This is a genomic window from Vibrio sp. 10N.261.51.A3, assembly GCF_041471965.1.
Classification (GTDB): Bacteria; Pseudomonadota; Gammaproteobacteria; order Enterobacterales; family Vibrionaceae; genus Vibrio; species Vibrio crassostreae_C.
In genome coordinates this window covers 23,056-41,192 of record NZ_JBFRPK010000011.1, presented here as the reverse complement: position 1 = coordinate 41,192, position 18,137 = coordinate 23,056, and the positions used below count along the sequence as shown (strand labels likewise).

The 18,137-nt window shown below is 44.4% G+C and carries 17 protein-coding genes; 9 read left to right on the top strand and 8 right to left on the bottom strand.

Going from position 1 to position 18,137, the window contains the following annotated elements; genetic code table 11:
• Positions 1-108 precede the first annotated feature (108 nt).
• The 3 genes from AB4371_RS03645 to AB4371_RS03635 are packed head-to-tail and all read left to right on the top strand — an operon-like array spanning position 109 to position 3,063.
• Complete coding sequence (locus AB4371_RS03645) at positions 109-1,128, top strand: glycosyltransferase family 2 protein (RefSeq protein ID WP_050634924.1); 1,020 nt, start codon at positions 109-111, stop codon at positions 1,126-1,128.
• The gene (locus AB4371_RS03640) at positions 1,125-2,612 is read left to right on the top strand and encodes an ArnT family glycosyltransferase (RefSeq protein WP_372148974.1); all 1,488 of its coding nucleotides are present in this window, start codon (positions 1,125-1,127) and stop codon (positions 2,610-2,612) included. The genes AB4371_RS03645 and AB4371_RS03640 overlap by 4 nt, the downstream gene beginning before the upstream one ends.
• Positions 2,599-3,063, top strand: a complete 465-nt coding sequence (locus AB4371_RS03635; RefSeq protein ID WP_102427837.1) for a GtrA family protein — start codon at positions 2,599-2,601, stop codon at positions 3,061-3,063. The genes AB4371_RS03640 and AB4371_RS03635 overlap by 14 nt, the downstream gene beginning before the upstream one ends.
• A gap of 85 nt (positions 3,064-3,148) precedes the next feature.
• Here the strand turns inward: AB4371_RS03635 and AB4371_RS03630 are convergent, their stop codons facing one another.
• A complete protein-coding gene (locus AB4371_RS03630; protein ID WP_408063617.1) occupies positions 3,149-5,446 on the bottom strand; it encodes a YgiQ family radical SAM protein in 2,298 nt (765 codons plus the stop codon).
• A 330-nt stretch (positions 5,447-5,776) separates the two neighbouring features.
• On the opposite strand from AB4371_RS03630, the gene AB4371_RS03625 reads away from it, so the two are divergent.
• Together AB4371_RS03625 and AB4371_RS03620 are read left to right on the top strand one after the other, a co-directional pair.
• Positions 5,777-6,457 (top strand): hypothetical protein, encoded by a 681-nt coding sequence (locus tag AB4371_RS03625; RefSeq protein ID WP_372148968.1) that lies wholly within the window; start codon positions 5,777-5,779, stop codon positions 6,455-6,457.
• Between the two features lie 132 nt (positions 6,458-6,589).
• Positions 6,590-6,790 carry a DUF4250 domain-containing protein gene (locus tag AB4371_RS03620; RefSeq protein WP_004736508.1) on the top strand — a complete coding sequence of 67 codons (201 nt, stop codon included), beginning with the start codon at positions 6,590-6,592 and terminating at the stop codon, positions 6,788-6,790.
• 139 nt (positions 6,791-6,929) lie between these two features.
• Here AB4371_RS03620 and AB4371_RS03615 read toward each other — a convergent pair whose 3' ends face one another.
• Positions 6,930-7,841 carry a LysR substrate-binding domain-containing protein gene (locus tag AB4371_RS03615; protein ID WP_102393596.1) on the bottom strand — a complete coding sequence of 304 codons (912 nt, stop codon included), beginning with the start codon at positions 7,839-7,841 and terminating at the stop codon, positions 6,930-6,932.
• Between the two features lie 280 nt (positions 7,842-8,121).
• On the opposite strand from AB4371_RS03615, the gene metE reads away from it, so the two are divergent.
• Positions 8,122-10,485, top strand: coding sequence for a 5-methyltetrahydropteroyltriglutamate--homocysteine S-methyltransferase (metE, locus tag AB4371_RS03610; protein ID WP_372148965.1), 2,364 nt, complete (start codon positions 8,122-8,124; stop codon positions 10,483-10,485).
• 92 nt (positions 10,486-10,577) lie between these two features.
• Here the strand turns inward: metE and AB4371_RS03605 are convergent, their stop codons facing one another.
• The 6 genes from AB4371_RS03605 to AB4371_RS03580 all read right to left on the bottom strand — a co-directional run bounded on the left by AB4371_RS03605 (position 10,578) and on the right by AB4371_RS03580 (position 14,454).
• Positions 10,578-10,973 (bottom strand): GspS/AspS pilotin family protein, encoded by a 396-nt coding sequence (locus AB4371_RS03605; RefSeq protein ID WP_017062026.1) that lies wholly within the window; start codon positions 10,971-10,973, stop codon positions 10,578-10,580.
• Between the two features lies 1 nt (position 10,974).
• Positions 10,975-11,271 (bottom strand): YciI family protein, encoded by a 297-nt coding sequence (locus AB4371_RS03600; protein ID WP_004741234.1) that lies wholly within the window; start codon positions 11,269-11,271, stop codon positions 10,975-10,977.
• Positions 11,272-11,745: 474 nt separating this feature from the next.
• Entirely contained in the window at positions 11,746-12,144 is a 399-nt protein-coding gene (yciA, locus tag AB4371_RS03595; protein ID WP_017061510.1) for an acyl-CoA thioester hydrolase YciA, read from the bottom strand.
• A 188-nt stretch (positions 12,145-12,332) separates the two neighbouring features.
• Positions 12,333-12,899, bottom strand: coding sequence for a septation protein A (locus AB4371_RS03590; RefSeq protein ID WP_372148962.1), 567 nt, complete (start codon positions 12,897-12,899; stop codon positions 12,333-12,335).
• 133 nt (positions 12,900-13,032) lie between these two features.
• On the bottom strand, positions 13,033-13,281 hold the full coding sequence (locus AB4371_RS03585) for a hypothetical protein (RefSeq protein ID WP_017069991.1): 249 nt from the start codon (positions 13,279-13,281) through the stop codon (positions 13,033-13,035).
• A 285-nt stretch (positions 13,282-13,566) separates the two neighbouring features.
• The gene (locus AB4371_RS03580) at positions 13,567-14,454 is read right to left on the bottom strand and encodes a LysR substrate-binding domain-containing protein (RefSeq protein WP_017063534.1); all 888 of its coding nucleotides are present in this window, start codon (positions 14,452-14,454) and stop codon (positions 13,567-13,569) included.
• A gap of 181 nt (positions 14,455-14,635) precedes the next feature.
• Between AB4371_RS03580 and hisC the strand changes: the two genes are divergently transcribed.
• The 3 genes from hisC (at position 14,636) to AB4371_RS03565 (ending at position 18,102) form a co-directional block, all read left to right on the top strand.
• Complete coding sequence (hisC, locus tag AB4371_RS03575) at positions 14,636-15,778, top strand: histidinol-phosphate transaminase (protein WP_017067399.1); 1,143 nt, start codon at positions 14,636-14,638, stop codon at positions 15,776-15,778.
• A 10-nt stretch (positions 15,779-15,788) separates the two neighbouring features.
• Entirely contained in the window at positions 15,789-16,562 is a 774-nt protein-coding gene (locus AB4371_RS03570; protein WP_102393430.1) for an ABC transporter substrate-binding protein, read from the top strand.
• Between the two features lie 580 nt (positions 16,563-17,142).
• Positions 17,143-18,102 (top strand): TRAP transporter substrate-binding protein, encoded by a 960-nt coding sequence (locus tag AB4371_RS03565; RefSeq protein ID WP_017063537.1) that lies wholly within the window; start codon positions 17,143-17,145, stop codon positions 18,100-18,102.
• Positions 18,103-18,137 lie beyond the last annotated feature (35 nt).

Sequence of the window (18,137 nt, the reverse complement as noted above, 5' to 3'; positions counted from 1 at the left end):
AATAGACGGTAACATTATCCTGAGTGAGCGTGAAAAATATGTCAATAACATAACTTTCACTTATGAGGGGGTAGATTGGATTCAGATTAAAAAATAGAAGAACGTATTATGTCTGAACTTCATATTAGCCGACCTAAAGTCTCCACATCACGGATCAATCCCGCCGTTTCACTATCGATCATTGTGCCGTTTTACGATGAACAAGAGGTGTTAGAAGAGTTTCATTCTCGCTTAACCAAGGTACTGGATAGCTTACCCATCACCAGTGAAATTGTTTATGTCGATGATGGCAGCAAAGACAACAGCTTGGATTTGGTGAGTTCATTCACTTCAATCAATAGCTCAATTTCTGTGATCGGTTTAAGCCGTAACTTTGGTAAAGAATCAGCGATGAGTGCTGGCCTCGAACACTGCCGAGGACAAGCTGTGATCTTGCTCGATGCCGATCTACAAGACCCACCCGAGCTGATTCCTCAAATGATTGCCAAATGGCGCGAAGGTTATGACGTCGTCAATATGCAGCGTAGCCAACGTGATGGTGAAACGTGGTTTAAGAAGTTTTCAGCAGCAAGCTTTTACAAAGTCATGAACGTGGCAGCGAAGATCGATGTTCCAGAAAATGTGGGTGATTTCCGACTGTTAAGCCGAGAGGTTGTCGACCATATCAACCAACTGCCTGAACGTAACCGTTACATGAAAGGCATCTTTTCATGGCCAGGTTTTAGACAAGCAACGATTCAGTTTAAGCGCGATGCTCGCTTCTGTGGCGAGACGAAATGGAACTACCTGAAACTCATCGGATTGGCGATGGATGGCATCACATCATTTTCTATCCGCCCACTGCGTATTGCGACGGCCGTTGGTGGATTAGTGGCGCTTACCGCTTTTGTGTATGGCGTCTTCATCGTGTTCAAAACCATGATGTTTGGTGAGCCTATTACTGGCTACCCATCCATGATGGTGGTTCAACTTGCCCTTGGCGGCATTCAACTTCTGAGTATTGGTTTAATGGGGGAATACATAGGTCGTATTTTCATTGAAACCAAGAACCGCCCTTTGTATCTGATTCAATCGGTGGTCGATACCCCAGCATTAAAAACACATTTTAAATTAGAGGAGTCAGCATGAGCCTGAACCGAACGCACCTATGGTATTTGTTGGCTTTTGCATTGGTTCTAAGGCTCTTATCTCTGGCGACATACCCTTTAATGGATACTACGGAAGCGCGCTATGGAGAAATGGCTCGCTTGATGGTAGAAACCGGCAATTGGTTAACCCCTCAATTTGATTACGGCATCCCTTTCTGGGGTAAGCCACCGTTGTTTACATGGATGAGCGCTGCCGGTATTGAGTTGTTCGGCCTGAGTGAGTTTGCCGTTCGCGCACCACATTGGTTAGCGGGTGTAGCAACGATTTTGTTGACCGCTTACATGGCGAAACGAACAGGGCAAAGTGCGTTGGTTGCCGCGGTAGTGTTGGCGACATGTGGTATTTTCTCTATTGCGGCAGGTGCTGTGATGACAGACATCGCGTTAACCTTAGCGATGACTATTGCCATGCTGGGTTTCTACCTATGTTGGCTAGGAGGAGAAGCGGGGAAGGGTGAAGGGAGTGCGAAGACTAATCGGTCTTGGGGTTATGTTGGTTTCATTGGTTTAGCATTAGGCTTGCTGGCAAAAGGGCCGGTAGCGATTGTCATCATGGGTATCGCAGTTTTCCCTTGGTTGGTATTACAACACGGCTTCTTTGGTGCTTTCAAAGCGCTTTGGCAACGTTTCCCATTGTTGTCTGGTTTAGGTGTGATGTTAGCGATTGCTCTACCTTGGTACATCATGGCTGAAATGGCAACACCGGGTTTTATTGATTACTTTATTGTTGGCGAGCACTTTAAGCGTTTTGTTGTGAGTGGCTGGGAGGGCGATTTATACGGTTCTGCCCATGACCAAGCAAGAGGCATGATCTGGTTGTTTTGGCTTCAAGCGGCTGCACCGTGGTCGATTGTGTTGCCTATTTTGACTTTCGCCCGTCGTAAGAAAATCGCAGAAGTTAACGCTGAACATAGTGGATTGTTTTCATTCCTCGTGTGTTGGTTGGTCTCTCCTCTGATTCTTTTTACCATGGCGGGTAATATTCTTCCTGCCTATGTGTTGCCAGGCATTCCTGCCCTTGGCTTGTTGGTGGCAATGCTTGTAGTAGAAAAAGATAAGAAGTGGTTCTCGAGTGTGGCTTTAGTGCTACCTGTGTTGCTAATGATTGCAATGGTCTACCTCAACTTAGGCAAAGCGAATGAGAAAAGTGACCGTATTATCTTCGAACAGATTACGGATGAAGCGCCGAGCTTTTATGTCGGTAAACGACCGTTCTCCGGGCAGTTTTACAGTCATGGACAAGCGAAAAAGTTACTCGATGTTGAACAGTTAGATGGTATCGACAAGTTCTATCTGATTGGTAAAAGAGCGGAAGTAGAAACCAAGATTAAAGACAACGCGTTAACCTGTATTTTAGAGCCGACGGTGAAGATCAAGCGCGCTCTATTTAGTTGTCATAGCCAAAATATCAAACCAAATCTATCGTTGAGCTATATTCGAAGTGATGGCGATGTTCAATTTTAACTCGTCATCGAGACTGTTTAGCCACAAGTTCGACGCGCTAAACAAAAAACTACAACCTCACCATAAGATGATTAAATTCGCTATGGTGGGGGCGGGTGGCTTTGTTGTCGATTGTGCCGTGTTTGCATTGCTGCATTACGTTATTGGGCTGCCTTTGATGAGTGCTCGAATTGGCTCTTTCATCGTTTCAGCAACGACAACCTGGTTTGGAAATCGAGTGTTGACCTTTGAATTCAAAGGGCAGGGGAATTGGTCCGAAAAGCTGATTCAATGGCAAAAGTTCATGTTCTCTGCATCAATATCGGCGATACCTAATTTGCTGTGCTTTAAGTTGATGACTGAATTGCTGCCTGCATTTACTGGGGCAGTGTTTATCGCAATGGCGGTTGGCATCTTGGTGGGCATGGTCAGTAACTATTTGCTTAGTCAGTATTGGGTGTTTGCTCGTTAGGCTATCTTGTAACAGACACAAAAAAGCGCAGCTAAATAGCTGCGCTTTGTGTTTTTACGATAGCGAAGTCAATCGGTTCGCGATATTAGCGTTGTGCTGCGCGCTGGCGGTTCTTGCCGTTACTTGCAGGTTTGCCACCTTGACCATTGCCCGCTTTGTTACGGTTTGGTTTGCCATTTCCGCCGCCATTACCTTGTGATTGCTGACCACCAGGACCTTTCTTAATGAAGCCAGTCGCTGGTTTACGAGCATTGCCATTACCGCCACCTTGGTTAGCATTACCTTGGCTACCGTTGCCGTTACCATTCGGCTTCTTGCCACCCGGTTTCTTACCAGAGTGGTTACGTGGGCTTTCGCCACCAAGACCTGGCTGAGATTTACTGTGCTTAGTCGCAAAGCGTTGTGAACCGTGACGACCAGACTTACGACGTTGTGCCGGTGTTTGTGCATCAAAGTCTTCTGCTGGTACTAGGCAGTTTGCTTTGTCACCAATTAGGTGCTGTTTACCCATGCTGATCAGTGCTTCACGGATGATTTTCCAGTTTTCAGGATCGTGGTAACGAAGCAGTGCTTTATGCAGACGACGTTGACGATCACCTTTCGGCACAGGAACATCTTCACGCTTCTTATATTTCACGCGTTTCAGAGGGTTAGTCTCTGAGTAGTACATCGACGTTGCATTACACATTGGCGATGGGTAGAAGTTCTGTACTTGGTCACACTCGTAGTTGTGCTTTTTCAGCCACATTGCTAGGTTAAGCATGTCTTCATCTTCTGTGCCCGGGTGAGCAGAGATAAAGTAAGGAATTAAGTACTGTTTCTTACCGGCTTCAGCGCTGTACTTCTCGAACATCTCTTTGAAACGATCGTAAGTGCCCATGCCCGGCTTCATCATCAGATCCAGTGGGCCTTTTTCAGTATGCTCTGGAGCAATCTTCAAGTAACCACCAACGTGGTGAGTCACAAGCTCACGAACGTATTCTGGAGATTCAATCGCTAAGTCGTAACGTACACCAGAAGCGATCATGATCTTCTTAACACCCGGTACTTTTCTCGCAGAGCGGTACAGGTCGATAGTGTGTTGATGGTCTGTGTTTAGCTTTTCACAGATTTTCGGGAACACACATGATGGACGACGACAGTTAATTTCAGCTTTTGGATCTGAACAACCTAAACGGTACATGTTCGCCGTTGGGCCGCCCAAGTCAGAAATAGTACCTGTGAAGCCCGGTACTTTATCTTTAATGTCTTCGATCTCATCCAAGATAGATTCTTTCGAACGGTTCTGAATGATGCGACCTTCGTGCTCTGTGATTGAACAGAAAGAACAACCACCAAAACAACCACGCATGATGTTAACCGAGGTTTTGATCATGTCGTATGCTGGGATTTTCGCTTTGCCGTACATCGGGTGCGGAACACGCTTGTACGCAAGGCCAAACACGTAGTCCATCTCTTCTGTGGTCAATGGAATAGGCGCTTGGTTAATCCAAAGCTCGCGATCACCGTGACGTTGAATCAGAGCACGACCTGAGTACGGGTTTGTCTCAAGGTGCAGAATACGACTAGCGTGAGCGTAAAGAATACGGTCATTGTTTAGCTTTTCGTAACCTGGGATACGAACCGCTGTAGTTTTTGCATCGTGACGAGAAGGGCGAATAGTAATAGGTTGCGCTTTTACTTCTTCTTTTTCGTCTTTCTTGGTATCACACTGAGTTTCAACTTCGTACGGGTTAACCGGAACATACGCTTTGTTCGGCTTTTCGATACGAGAAGAGTCAATGATCTTGAAGCCTTCAGGGGCCGCAGGAAGATTGATAGCAGTACCGCGGATATTGGTCAGCGTAGACATGTCTTCACCATCGGCAATGCGGTGTGCTACTTCAACCAGTGCACGCTCAGCGTTACCAAAAAGAAGAATGTCAGCTTTTGCATCAAACAATACAGAGCGGCGAACTTTATCTGACCAGTAGTCGTAGTGAGCTACACGACGTAAGCTCGCTTCAATACCACCAAGCACGATTGGCGTGCTTTTGTAAGCTTCACGACAACGTTGAGAATAAACCAGAGTTGCACGATCAGGACGCTTACCACCTTCATTGTTCGGAGTATAAGCATCATCGTGACGTAATTTGCGATCAGAGGTGTAGCGGTTGATCATGGAGTCCATGTTACCCGCTGTGATGCCGAAGAATAGGTTAGGTTTACCTAGCTTCATGAAGGCATCTTTATTGTCCCACTTTGGTTGAGCAATAATGCCCACGCGGAAACCTTGAGCTTCAAGCAGACGGCCGATGATAGCCATACCAAAGCTCGGGTGATCGACATAAGCGTCACCAGTTACAATAATAATGTCACAGCTATCCCATCCAAGAGCATCCATCTCCTTTCTACTGGTAGGCAAAAAGGGTGCAGTTCCGTAGCACTCGGCCCAGTATTTTTTGTGTTCGTGAATAGGAGTGATATCGCTGTACATATTTCAACCTCTGATTTTTGAGGCGGGAATTATAGCGGCATGAGCCTAGACTAGCCAGTAGAACATGCCCCTGTTAGTTCTGGTGTCTTTCGTCTTTTTACGGTAAATGGCGACAAAAGAACCATACAACAGCATAGTTGAAGCCTTGAATAACGTCGCTAATTTGTGATTTTGATTAGTGTTCGCAGCAGTTTTTGATATTATTCGCGAAAATAAGTCTGAAGAAGTAGATCCACAATGGTCGAAACGTTATTAGTACAATTTGCTCCGATGCTTTTAGGAGCCCAACTGATCTTAACCCTCATCTTGGTGAAAGGGGATATTTGTCCGGGGCAGCGTGGTCGTATCCACAAGATGTTACCTGCGATTGGCGTGCTGTGGCTTGCCGTTGCCTCAGTAAAAATTGAAGCCTTTCTGGTCGTGTTTGCGATCTTTTATTTCTATTCTCAAGTTCAAACTAAGAAGACACGCGATTCTGGCCCTATTTGGGTGATGTACTTAGCTTGTGGTTTGGCATTGTCTTACGTTGCTATCCAAGCGACGGAACAAGCAACTACCGTTGGTATCATCACTACTGTATTGCTAGTGGCACTGTTAGGCTCAGCGTTTGGCCATTTACTGCTGACGATTGCAAGAACACGCTTACAGGCATTTCACCGTGTTCTGCCTGTTGTTGGTGTTTTGACGGGCATGTTGGTGGTTTTGGCAACAGTCGTGAGTGTCTATTCTTTGTCTGAAGCTCAACTAGAACCAGTGATTTCAGCGCTACTGTTCAGCTTTGCTTTGCTAATCTCAGCTATCGTGGTGTGGTGTTGGCATCTACTGTTCGTTAAAACCCCGGAAAAACTTCAACTGACGGTTTCGTTACTGATGTTATTGGCTGCGGCTGTGGGTTTAACGCCAGTGTGGGCACTTTAATCGCGCACTTTCATTAATTACGTGCGCTCATTAATCACGCATTCTCTTTAAGAAGTGTGATCAGTTTTTTAGCATGGCCTTGGTAAGCGTTCTAAACTTAATTTTAGTCGGTGTGTTCGTAAGGAGTACGAGATGGATTTAAGCAACGTCAAAGGTTTCGATAGCATTATCTTGCTGGGAATCGTGAATGAGAAACTTCGCCTAGAGTGCGATAGCTTTGAAGAGCTGATCAGTATGTATGAAATGGATATAGAAAGTGTCGTGGGCAAGCTCGATATGCTTGGCTATCAATACGACCCATTGACTAACCAGTTTAAGTCTTATCCAAGATAGTCTATTTTCGCGAATCAACAGATATCGAAAATCATCGATACTGAAACTAAAAAGTCACAGATTATCTGTGACTTTTTTTGTTTCTGGCGTTTGCCTTTCCGATTTAATACAGGCTTAAGCTAGCTCAATAATGAACCTCTTAAACGACCTCAATACCATCTAAGTGACTCTTACTCTGCTGTCTTGCTGTGCTAAAGAAAGCCTGTAGGTAACGTTTGTCTTTTTCTGAGTTTCTTACTGCGGCAAACAGTCTTCTTGAAAGCCCTTTACCTAACGGTTTGCTGGCTATCAAACCTTGTCTTGAGAACTCACTGATCGCCCAATTTGGTAATGCCGCGACACCTAATCCTGCCGATACCATTTGCACCAACATTAAGGTGTTGTCTGCTTGTTTCCACTTCTTAGGTTCTACACCTGCTGGTTGCAAAAAGTGTTTCACGACGTCTAAACGTTGTTTTTGAACAGGATAGGAGAGCATGGTGAGATCGCTAAGATCTTGCGGATCAATGCTCGCTTTATCGGCCAAAGGCGAGTTGATCGCGGTGATCAAACGCATCTCAAAATCAAAGAGTGGTTCGTAGTGAACCTCAGAGCGAGGCTGTATATCAGAGGTGATCACCAAATCTAGCTCGCCTGCCATTAGCGCGGGTAGCGGCTCAAACCCAAAGCCTGACGAGAAATCTAGCGTTACGCTTGGCCAAGCCACTTGATATTCCTTCAAAGCAGGCATTAACCATTGGAAGCATGAGTGACATTCAATCGCCATGTGCAAACGACCATTCACATCCTCTTTCAGGCTCGCGAGTTCGTTCTCCGCTTTAGCTATTCTTGGCTGTATCTCATCGGCAAGCCTAAGCAAAATCTCACCTTCAGAGGTGAACTTAACTGGTCTAGTTTTACGTAGGAAAAGCTGACCACCGATACGCGCCTCAAGGTCTTTCAGTTGGTGAGAAAGCGCCGACTGAGTCAAGTGAAGAGAAGTTGCCGTCGCTGTTAGCGAGCCGCTGTCTCTTAAGGTAGTCAATGTTCGAAGGTGTTTAAGCTCTATCATGAGTTTTCCTCATATTCCCTAAGCCAATTTAATATTTCTTAATAATCACCCTACGGGGTTTTCTTTCATTTGTAAACGTCTAGATGTCCAGATGGATTTAATTTTTCAGCTTTAGATTATTCAAGATGAATATTTTTAATAAACAAGATGAATATTTGGACGTTGTTCATCGTTCAGATTAGGGAGATAGTTTAGCCATCTAGACGCCTTGTAAAGAACTTAAACCATAAGCTAGGCAGTTTGATCGAACACTAAAAATTATTGAATAAGGAACAGGTTCATGACTACGACAACGCATATTTTAGGCTACCCACGTATCGGCGAAAAACGCGAACTCAAATTCACTTTAGAAAAATACTGGCGCGGTGAGATTAACCAATCAGATTTAAAGCAACTCGGTAGCGAACTAAGAAATCGTAACTGGAATGTACAAGCTAAGGCGAATCTAAGCTTTGCAACTGCGGGTGACTTCGCATGGTACGACCATGTTCTAACAACGACGTTACTTCTAGGTCATGTACCTGAGCGTCACGCTGGTGGATCAGAAGGTGAAAAAGCCTTCCCAGATTTAGATACCTTGTTCCGCATTGGTCGCGGTCAATCTCAAACTCAAATACAATCTCAAAGGCAGCCAACTTGTTGTGGCGCTAAGCACGGCTCTGAAAGCGCTAAAGATGGTGCAGCAGCATCAGATATGACGAAGTGGTTCAACACTAACTATCACTACATTGTTCCTGAGTTCAGTAAAGACGACACCTTTGAAGTGAGTTGGCCACAACTGTTTGACGAAGTGAGTGAAGCGATTAAAGCGGGGCATAAGGTGAAGCCAGTTCTTCTAGGCCCATTATCTTATTTATATCTCGGCAAAGAAGTGGAAGAGGGATTTGACCGTTTAACCTTGCTCCCACGTTTGCTTACAGCTTACCAAGCGATTCTGGCAAAACTGGCCAAGTTGGGCGTTGAGTGGGTACAAATCGATGAACCTATCCTTTCTCTGGAACTTGAGACTAAGTGGGCAGATTCATTCAAATTGGCTTATCAGGTGATTCAAGGTGATGTGAAGCTACTCCTTACCACGTACTTTGATTCTGTGACTGACACGTTAGATAAAATCATGGAACTGCCCGTCAACGGCTTACACATCGATTTGGCTGCCGCACCCCAGCAACTCGATCAAGTGGTGAACAAGCTACCTGAAGATTGGGTGCTTTCTGCAGGAGCAATCAACGGACGCAATGTTTGGCGAGCAGACTTAGCCGCGCAGCTTGAGTTGCTGCAACCAGTGAAAGAAAAGCTAGGCGATAAACTATGGGTCGCAAGTTCATGTTCATTGCTGCATAGCCCAGTCGACCTTGAGTTAGAAGAGACGCTTAGCGAAGAAGTGAAGAGTTGGTTTGCCTTTGCAAAACAGAAAGTCACTGAGGTGAGCTTATTGGGTGCGGCGTTAGACGGCGACCAAAATGCCATTTTAGCGTGTGAGACGTATAGCCACCCGATTGTTGCACGCAAGAGTGCAACTCATGTGAATAAGCCGCAAGTTCAAGCTCGTATTAACACGATAACTAAAGCGCTAGCAGAGCGCACTGCTCCATACGCAGAACGTGCCGCGCACCAGTCTGAGGTGTTAGGCTTACCGCTGTTACCAACCACAACCATTGGTTCATTCCCACAGACAGGCGAGATCCGTGTTCAACGTAGCGCTTACCGCACTGGCAAACTGAGTGAAGCGGAATATAACACTGCATTGAAAGGCCATATTGCGGATGCCGTTAAACGTCAAGAAGCACTGGATTTGGATGTGCTTGTTCATGGCGAAGCTGAACGTAACGACATGGTGGAGTACTTTGCAGAAAACCTAGCAGGCTTTCAAACCACTAAGTTTGGTTGGGTACAAAGCTATGGCTCACGCTGCGTGAAGCCGGCGATTGTGGTCGCGGATATAGAGCGTGAGAAGCCGATGACCGTAGAATGGTCGACCTATGCCCAATCTCTGACCTCGAAGCAGATGAAAGGGATGCTGACAGGCCCAGTCACTATCTTATGTTGGACATTCCCACGTGAAGACATTTCACGCAAAGAGATCACTAATCAATTGGCATTTGCGCTGCGAGATGAAGTGTCTGATTTGCAAGACGCCGGCATCAACATTATCCAAATCGATGAACCAGCCATTCGTGAAGGTTTGCCACTGAAAAAGCGTGACCACGCAGAATACCTAGAGTGGGCGGTCGATGCCTTTAAGATTTCAGCGGCAAGTGCGAAACCTGAAACTCAGATCCATACCCATATGTGTTACAGCGAGTTCAACGAGATCATTGATTCAGTAGCCGCGCTAGATGCCGATGTGATTACCATTGAGACTTCTCGCTCGAACATGGAACTGCTGAAAGCATTTGAAGAGTTCAACTACCCGAATGCGATTGGACCTGGCGTTTATGACATTCACTCACCAAACATCCCGTCAGAAGAGTGGATTGTTGATTTACTTAAGAAAGCGGCAGAGAAAATTCCAGCGGAACGTTTGTGGGCAAACCCTGATTGTGGGCTGAAGACACGGAACTGGGCAGAGACGGAAGCGGCGCTGACTAACTTAGTTTCGGCAACTAAAGCACTGCGTAAAGAGTGGGAATCAACCGAGGCATAATTCAGCTTAGGATTTTGATTGCTTCATAAAACAAAGGCCTCGCATTTGCGAGGCCTTCTGGTTTTATACTTGTTCGAATCTCGAGCTAGAATCTAGCTGCTGCTCTGACACGTCTCTTTGCTGATCAACTTCTCAACCATCAGTTGTCCGCGAGTGTTGCGAATCTTGATGTTGTAAGCCAAGCCCATATCAAGGTTTGCTCTCACTTCAGAGTTGGTGCAGTAGCTATTCACACTCATGTCTACAACTTGGTTTAAAGGCTTAGCACCTTTTGCATCTTGGTTGTAGATCATCATGATTTCGATAACCGTGTTTTTTGCTAGCACGCGCATGACCGACAGTGGGCCATACTCAATCGGCAGGCCTGCAGATAAAACGCCAGCTCGGTGCTGCGCCATCATCTCTAGCTGTCTTTGTTCGTCTTGCTCACTTGAAGCACAGCCTGCAAGCAGAGCTAAAGCCAGTGAGCCAATAATCCATTTTTTCACGTTAAAATACTTTCTTGAATGGTTTTACAATCACATTTTGGTAAACGCCAGCATCAATGTACGGGTCAGCGTCTGCCCATGCTTGTGCATCTTCCAAAGAGTTAAATTCAGCAATCACAGTTGAACCTGTAAAGCCTGCTTCGCCAGGGTTATCTGAATCAATCGCTGGCATTGGACCTGCTGTTAACAGTCGGCCTTCATCGTGAAGTGTTTGTAGGCGTTCTAGATGTTGTGGGCGAACACTTAGGCGTTTTTCTAATGAATTTTCGACGTCTTGAGAAAAAATCACGTACCACATATTGAGATATCCTTATTTTACTTCACTAAATTTGGGGCGTTTAAATTCGCTATCTTGCTAATTTACGCGAACTAATTGGTATTGGAAGGGCTAATGATAAGAAATTGTGAATTGGTGCGAGAGAGTTGTATGGTCGTTAGGGCGTGTTGACCTTTCGTGGTTAAATTTTGTTCGGGTGGGGACGCCTAGTCAAAAGCGTTTTAATCGCGGCGAGGGGGAAGTAGCCTAGTCATTCTAAGCAAATCTCCCTCAACAAAGAGTAAAACGCTTTTAGCTGAACCCTTCGGGCAGCGTTTGCTGGTCATTTCTACTACGTTATCGGCTTCTTATGGAGGCTAGCTACACATCAAAGCCTCTGCCTTGTATAAATACCCAGCAATTCGCTGCAAAAGTCAGCTCGAAAGGTCAATACGCCCTAGTAATTTCATTTATAAAAACTAAAGACCATCGGTGCCACACGCTTAATAAAAGGTGTTATTTGTTGATTGGGCGAGGCTTACCACTTTCATCAACCGCAACGTAGTTGAATGTCGCGCCACAAACCTTGTAGCGGTCGCCGATACCGTGATCAAGTACAGGCTTAACCCAGACTTCTAGGTCGATATTCATCGAGCTGCGACCAATCTTAGTGCAGTCACCATAAACACACACAACATCACCCACTGAAACCGGCTGTTTGAACTCGATACTCGATACTGAAACCGTGACTATCTTGCCGTTAGATATCTCTTTTGCCAGTATGCCGCCAGCAAGGTCAAGCTGTGACATTATCCAACCACCGAAAATCTGGCCTGCTGCATTTGTATCAGAAGGCATCGCTAATGTGCGAAGAAGTAAAGAACCAATCGGGTTCAAAGTTGATTGAATAGTCATTGTCGTACTCTTAATGGTATTGATTGTTTTAAATTTAAATAGATGTGTTTACGAGACTCGTGGTGGTCTAATTTTTAACGTCTTCACCGAACACAAATAATCAGCGGCCAATGATCACGAGTATCATTGGCCAATCGCATATTGATAATAATTGTATCAAATAGGGTATGAGGACTCATCCCTAAGGGCTATTTCTCGTCGGTATTTTTATCCGTTAACTCTTTCTGCTGGTCTTTTGGTAGATGCTTATAGATATAAACACCAGTGAGCAAGGTGAAGAGCAAGGTCGCGATGAGTAGACCAAACACTTTGAAGTTGACCCAAACATCCAACGGTAGGCTGAAAGCAACGTAAACGTTGAGAACGGCACATAGGGTAAAGAACAGCGTCCATGCCCAGTTGATCTTGCCCCATACCGAATCAGGCAGTGTGATCTCTTTGCCTAACATACCTTTAATCGCTGATTTGCCCATGATGTGACTGACCGTCAGGCCAATCGCAAACAGTGCGTAAACGATGGTGACTTTCCATTTAATGAAGTTGTCATCGTGCAAGAAGATGGTCATGCCACCAAATACGGCAACTATTAGAAAGGTGATGACCTGCATTTTTTCGACTTTCTTGTAGATGAAATAAGTCAAAATAATTTGAACTGCAGAGGCAACGATCAAAGCGCCGGTCGCGGTATAGATGTCGTACATCTTATAAAGCGCAAAGAAAATAATGAGAGGAATGAAATCAAGAATTTGTTTCATGAGACACTGACTATCCAGTTAGTTGAGTTGCTGACAGTCTAACGAAAACTGTCTCGATGCTAAATAGCTCGAGACAATTGGGTGCCAATTAATTCAATCTAACCACTCATCGTGTTTAAAGAGTTGAAGTAGGTTATCGCATTGACGAGGTTTGATAGCGAGGTATCAGCTTTTTGATATCTTCAAGGTAACCTTCGCTCTTTAAGCTGTCTAAGGTGTTTTCGAGCTCTTGCTCACTCATGGCAAAACATGTCGATTTACCGGTCGTTAAGTCGAGATACTCGTGATATTCACGCTCTGTGAAGTGGCCAATTCTGTCCATTAATAGGGTTTTAATTCCATGGTGAATCAAGCCGTAATACGTATGTCTTTGTAAGGTCATAGCCTATCCTCCGTGACAAGCTGCAGTGAAACTGGTGCAACCTGCTGTATATTGGTTGGGTTATCTATGACAAAGCAACTCGAATGCCATTTTCTCCAACGGAACAGAATAAATTCCCGGCTAAATAGAATTGAACTTCTTTTCAAATAGTTAAAGGAAGGTACGTTCTATTCTCTGACAATCAATACGAAACAGACATCAAATAGTTTCATTTTGAGAACGGAAAAATTCTCATTATGACGCTCTCCTGCCGCTTATAAAGAGGCCTACCAACAATGATTGCCGCTAATCGACGAGCCAATCAACAAGCGTAGATAAGGATGTATTTTGTCGATTCTTGGGTTGCAGCAAGAAGTAACCATTTCCAGAGAAAACACTGCCTTCGCTCACTTTTACCAATCTACCTAAATCAATATCTTGCTTGGCCAGTGTGATGTCGCCTATGGCAATGCCAAACCCTTGAATGGCGGCGTTCATAGCTTGATCGAGTGTTGCGAATTGTTGGTTGTTCTTGCTTGAAAGGTCGTGGCTGCCTATGTGCTCTAACCAAAGTCGCCAATCACTTTGCTCATTGTTGGCGTGTAGCCAAGTGTATTGGGCAAGCTTGTGTGGCTTGATGATGGTCGATGCGTCGTCGACAAGATGGCTCTGTGTAATGCTTTGTGCTTGGCAAACGGGCGCTAGCTGCTCGTTAAACAATAATTGGCTGATAATCGATTGTTGGTTTGGCTTCTTACCATAGGTAATTACGGCGTCAAACGGATCAAAGCTTGGTTCGAAGACGTGCTTGATGGTCGACGTCAGTTCGACATCAATTTCAGGATAGGCTTGCTGAAAAGACATCAACTTAGGTAGTAGCCAAGAGGTAATACAGCTCGGTGCGTTGAGTTTGATCTTAGACGGAGAGCTAGCCACTTGATTTAGAGCCGATTGCAGCTGATGAATCGTTCCTTGTATCAGGGGAACCAGTTCTTCTCCTTTCGGCGTTAAAGACAATCCGCGAGCATGGCGATAGAAGAGATCACAGCCAAGGCTTTCTTCAAACGACAATACCTGACGACTCACTGCACCTTGCGTAACATTGAGCTCATGTGCCGCGCGTGTAAAGTTGAGGTGCCTTGCCGTAGACAAAAACGCGAGCAAGGTTTTGGTAGAAGGAAGTGTGCGATTCATATCTTTACCTATGACTTTTTATCATGGCTATTATGTGATTATTTCGATTCATTTATCAATAGTGTTCTGTTTGAATGTAAATACTTAATCATCATTTGTGATTCAATATGTGTATAAGTCACATTTTTTGAATATGAAGGCAATGATGAAGACATTGTGATTTTGTGAAAGGGATAGCTTCTTGACATCTTTTATTGATAGTTTAGTGCCTCAGGCTGTAAAAAAATTAATACCTTATCAATCGGCAAGAAGAATTGGTGGTGATGGACGTGTCTGGCTAAACGCCAATGAATTGGAAAGCTCGCTGTTTCAAGGAGAAGCAAGTCACAACCGATACCCAGACTTCTTACCACAAGATATTGCTAAGGCTTATCAAGATTACTGTAGTACCGATGCCGCGACTGTGGCTGTTCGTGGTGCAGATGAAGCGATTGATTTGCTGATCAGAACATTCTGTAAACCGGCGTGCGACAACATACTTATCTGCTCTCCAACGTATGCGATGTATGAGTTTTGCGCTGATGCATTGGCGATTAATACCTTGGACTCTCCATTGCAGGAAGACTTTAGCCTGAACGTCGCTGATATTGTGAATAAGGCAAAACTGGCGAATATCGTGTTTCTTTGCTCACCAAACAATCCAACGGGCAATGTGATTCCTAAATCGGATTTGATTCAGGTACTGGAAGGCACGACTGGAAAATCTCTAGTGGTCGTCGATGAAGCGTATATCGAATTTGAACCACAAACGTCAGCCGTTAGCCTTATTGAGCGTTATCCGCACTTGGTTGTGATTCGCACTTTGTCTAAGGCATTTGGACTGGCTGCAGTTCGTTGTGGTTTTATCTTAGCGAGTCAAAATGTGATGCAGTATGTCGCGAAGCTGATTCCACCTTATCCGATGCCAGATTGCTCATCTCAAATTGTATTAGACGCGTTGTCTGATGAACGAGTCTCAGTGATGCAAGATGCGACGCAGAATCTGGTTGAGCTGCGTAACTGGTTTGCTTGTGAGTTAACGCAGTTTGATTTCATCGAGTCTGTTTACCCTTCATCGACAAACTTCATTTTGCTGCGTCAAAAAGCTGGGCATCAAGTGTTCAGTGTCTTGGCGAAGGACGGCATTGTGACAAGGAACCAAAACCATGAACCGGCTTTGCGTAACTGTGTTCGAATCAGTATTGGTAGCCAAGAGAGCATGCTAGAAGTGATAACGTCACTAACACGTTACCAAACCGAATTAGAACAGAGTCAACAAGGCAAACACATTCAACAAGCTCAACATAAAGAAACTCAATCTCAACTCGATAAAGATCATATCTAGGATGGCAATGATGAAAAAGATAATACTAGGACTCGCTTGTGCGGTCGCTTTACTTGGTACAACGGTACAGGCGAAAGAAATCCGTTTGGCGTCGGACTTTACGTATCCGCCATTCAACTATAAAAACAGCGACGGTGTGCCTGTCGGGTTTGATATTGAGATAGCTGATGCCTTGTGTGAGCAAGCTAAACTCGATTGTACTTGGGTTTCACAAAGCTGGGATTCGCTAATTCCAAGTTTGTTGGCAAGAAAGTCAGATGTGATTATGGCGTCAATGCGTATCACCGAAGAGCGTAAGCGTAAGATCTTATTTACTGATAAGTACTACCAAACTCCAGCCGTGTTTGTTGCTGCTAAAAGCGCGGAGTTCAGCGTTGATGAGGCGGGCTTGGCGGGCAAAACTATAGGTGTTCAACAAGGTACGATTCACGATCGCTACGTAACCGACAAGTTTGGCAGTGTGGCCAACATTAAGCGTTACACAGGGCAAGATGAAGTGTATCTGGATCTGCAAAATGGTCGCTTAGATCTAACCTTCGGCAACTCAGATCAACTGTCATTGGCTTTCTTAGATAAGAAAGAAGGCGAGGGTTTTGAGTTCAAAGGCAAAGCCGTTACCGACAAAGCCTACATCGGTGAGGGTACGGCGTTAGCATTAAGAAAGCAGGATTCAAAATTGGCGAAACAATTCAATGCTGCGATTGAAGAGATCAGAGCAAACGGTACTTACGACAAGATCGCCGCTAAGTACTTCACGTTTGATATCTATGGCGCTGATTTGTAATTCGTTTAACGCCTAAAAATTAGAACACCAAAAACAAAAATCCGAGGGCTGTAAGGCTCTCGGATTTTTGTTACAAACAATTCATCCTCTCAAGCTTCTCTCTATTGCCTTTATCTATTCTTGTTACCTAAATCCAACCGAAAACCTTGCCTTCATCACCTCACAAAGCACTGTTCACGACTCGCGTTTTCGAGCGAGGAGACCTTCTTTGTCGTGCTCCATAACTGAATTTAATGTCTTAAAATAACATAAATAGATCGATACTCTTTTACTAAGAGATTGTTCTTAAAGCAGTTGAAAGTAATCGAAATTACAAAAAAATCCAAAGTAGAACTGATTAATGGTCTAATTAGTCCCAAATATGATTGGTATCACAATCAATTAGGTTCTCAGGCCAATAGATAAACCTTAGTTCACAAAATATACATATAGTATTGTAATACAAAATTCATAGGGTAAGAATATTGTAATGAAACGTTACTGCTATGAGCGATGTGCAATTGAACGTTAGATTTCAAACTTAGCTATAGCGTTGCATATAAAAACTGTACCTCTTACAAAATGGATTCTGGAGAAGAACATGAAAAAACACCTACTGACGATTGCAGCGGCTTCAATTCTTATGGCATTTGGCGCTCAAGCAAAAACTTTGACGTTAGGGCATGCAATGTCATTAGAAAGCGCAGCTCACCAAGGCATGGTGATCATGGCTGATAAAGTTAAAGAAAAATCGAATGGTGAACTTACGATTAAGATCTTTCCAAACGGTCAATTAGGCTCTGAACGTGACCAAGCGGAGCAAGTTGTTACTGGCGCGATTGATATGGCCAAAATCAATGGTGGGTTAGCCGAATCTTTTGAACCAACGTTTAAGGTTAATGCACTGCCTTTCTTATTCCGTGACGTTCCACATATGAGAACCTTCATGCGAAGTGAAGCTGCACAAGAGATGCTGCTTTCAAGCGAAGGTAAAGGCTTCATCGGTCTTACATTCTATGACTCAGGCACACGTAGCTTCTACGCTAAAAAAGCCATTAACTCACCGGCTGATCTCGCTGGTATGAAAGTTCGAGTTCCGGGTTCTCCAACCATGATGGAAATGGTTAACCTATTAGGTGGTAAAGCAACGCCTGTACCTTTCAATGAGGTATACACGGCGCTGCAACAAGGCGTAATTGACGGTGCTGAAAATAATATTTCTAGCTTAGTTGAAATGAAACACAGCGAAGTTGCCAAATTTTACTCTATGGACCAGCACATGATGACACCTGACGTGATCATCATTTCAGAATACAAATGGGGTTCATTAACGGCAGAAGAGCAAAAGATCTTAAAAGAAGCTGCTGCTGAGTCTCTTGAAGAGCAGATCAAAATCTGGGATGCAACAGATGACATGAACAAAGAGAAAGGAATGAAAGAAGGTGTCACGTTTGTTGAAGTTGATAAAGCCCCTTTCCGTGCAGCTGTTAAACCTATGATTGATGAGGCGAAAAAAGATCCAAAACTAGCTCCATTCATTGAAAAAATTGAAGCTCTTTAATCAGTCTTAGTGAAAATATAATTTTGCCTTGGCTT

What these genes read in the sequence shown, in the direction of transcription:
- AB4371_RS03645 (WP_050634924.1), top strand. Translation starts at nt 109, where the DNA reads ATGTCTGAACTTCATATTAGCCGACCTAAAGTCTCCACATCACGGATC.
- AB4371_RS03640 (WP_372148974.1), top strand. Translation starts at nt 1,125, where the DNA reads ATGAGCCTGAACCGAACGCACCTATGGTATTTGTTGGCTTTTGCATTG.
- AB4371_RS03635 (WP_102427837.1), top strand. Translation starts at nt 2,599, where the DNA reads ATGTTCAATTTTAACTCGTCATCGAGACTGTTTAGCCACAAGTTCGAC.
- AB4371_RS03630 (WP_408063617.1), bottom strand. Translation starts at nt 5,446, where the DNA reads ATGGATGCTCTTGGATGGGATAGCTGTGACATTATTATTGTAACTGGT.
- AB4371_RS03625 (WP_372148968.1), top strand. Translation starts at nt 5,777, where the DNA reads ATGGTCGAAACGTTATTAGTACAATTTGCTCCGATGCTTTTAGGAGCC.
- AB4371_RS03620 (WP_004736508.1), top strand. Translation starts at nt 6,590, where the DNA reads ATGGATTTAAGCAACGTCAAAGGTTTCGATAGCATTATCTTGCTGGGA.
- AB4371_RS03615 (WP_102393596.1), bottom strand. Translation starts at nt 7,841, where the DNA reads ATGATAGAGCTTAAACACCTTCGAACATTGACTACCTTAAGAGACAGC.
- metE (WP_372148965.1), top strand. Translation starts at nt 8,122, where the DNA reads ATGACTACGACAACGCATATTTTAGGCTACCCACGTATCGGCGAAAAA.
- AB4371_RS03600 (WP_004741234.1), bottom strand. Translation starts at nt 11,271, where the DNA reads ATGTGGTACGTGATTTTTTCTCAAGACGTCGAAAATTCATTAGAAAAA.
- yciA (WP_017061510.1), bottom strand. Translation starts at nt 12,144, where the DNA reads ATGACTATTCAATCAACTTTGAACCCGATTGGTTCTTTACTTCTTCGC.
- AB4371_RS03590 (WP_372148962.1), bottom strand. Translation starts at nt 12,899, where the DNA reads ATGAAACAAATTCTTGATTTCATTCCTCTCATTATTTTCTTTGCGCTT.
- AB4371_RS03585 (WP_017069991.1), bottom strand. Translation starts at nt 13,281, where the DNA reads ATGACCTTACAAAGACATACGTATTACGGCTTGATTCACCATGGAATT.
- AB4371_RS03580 (WP_017063534.1), bottom strand. Translation starts at nt 14,454, where the DNA reads ATGAATCGCACACTTCCTTCTACCAAAACCTTGCTCGCGTTTTTGTCT.
- AB4371_RS03570 (WP_102393430.1), top strand. Translation starts at nt 15,789, where the DNA reads ATGAAAAAGATAATACTAGGACTCGCTTGTGCGGTCGCTTTACTTGGT.
- AB4371_RS03565 (WP_017063537.1), top strand. Translation starts at nt 17,143, where the DNA reads ATGAAAAAACACCTACTGACGATTGCAGCGGCTTCAATTCTTATGGCA.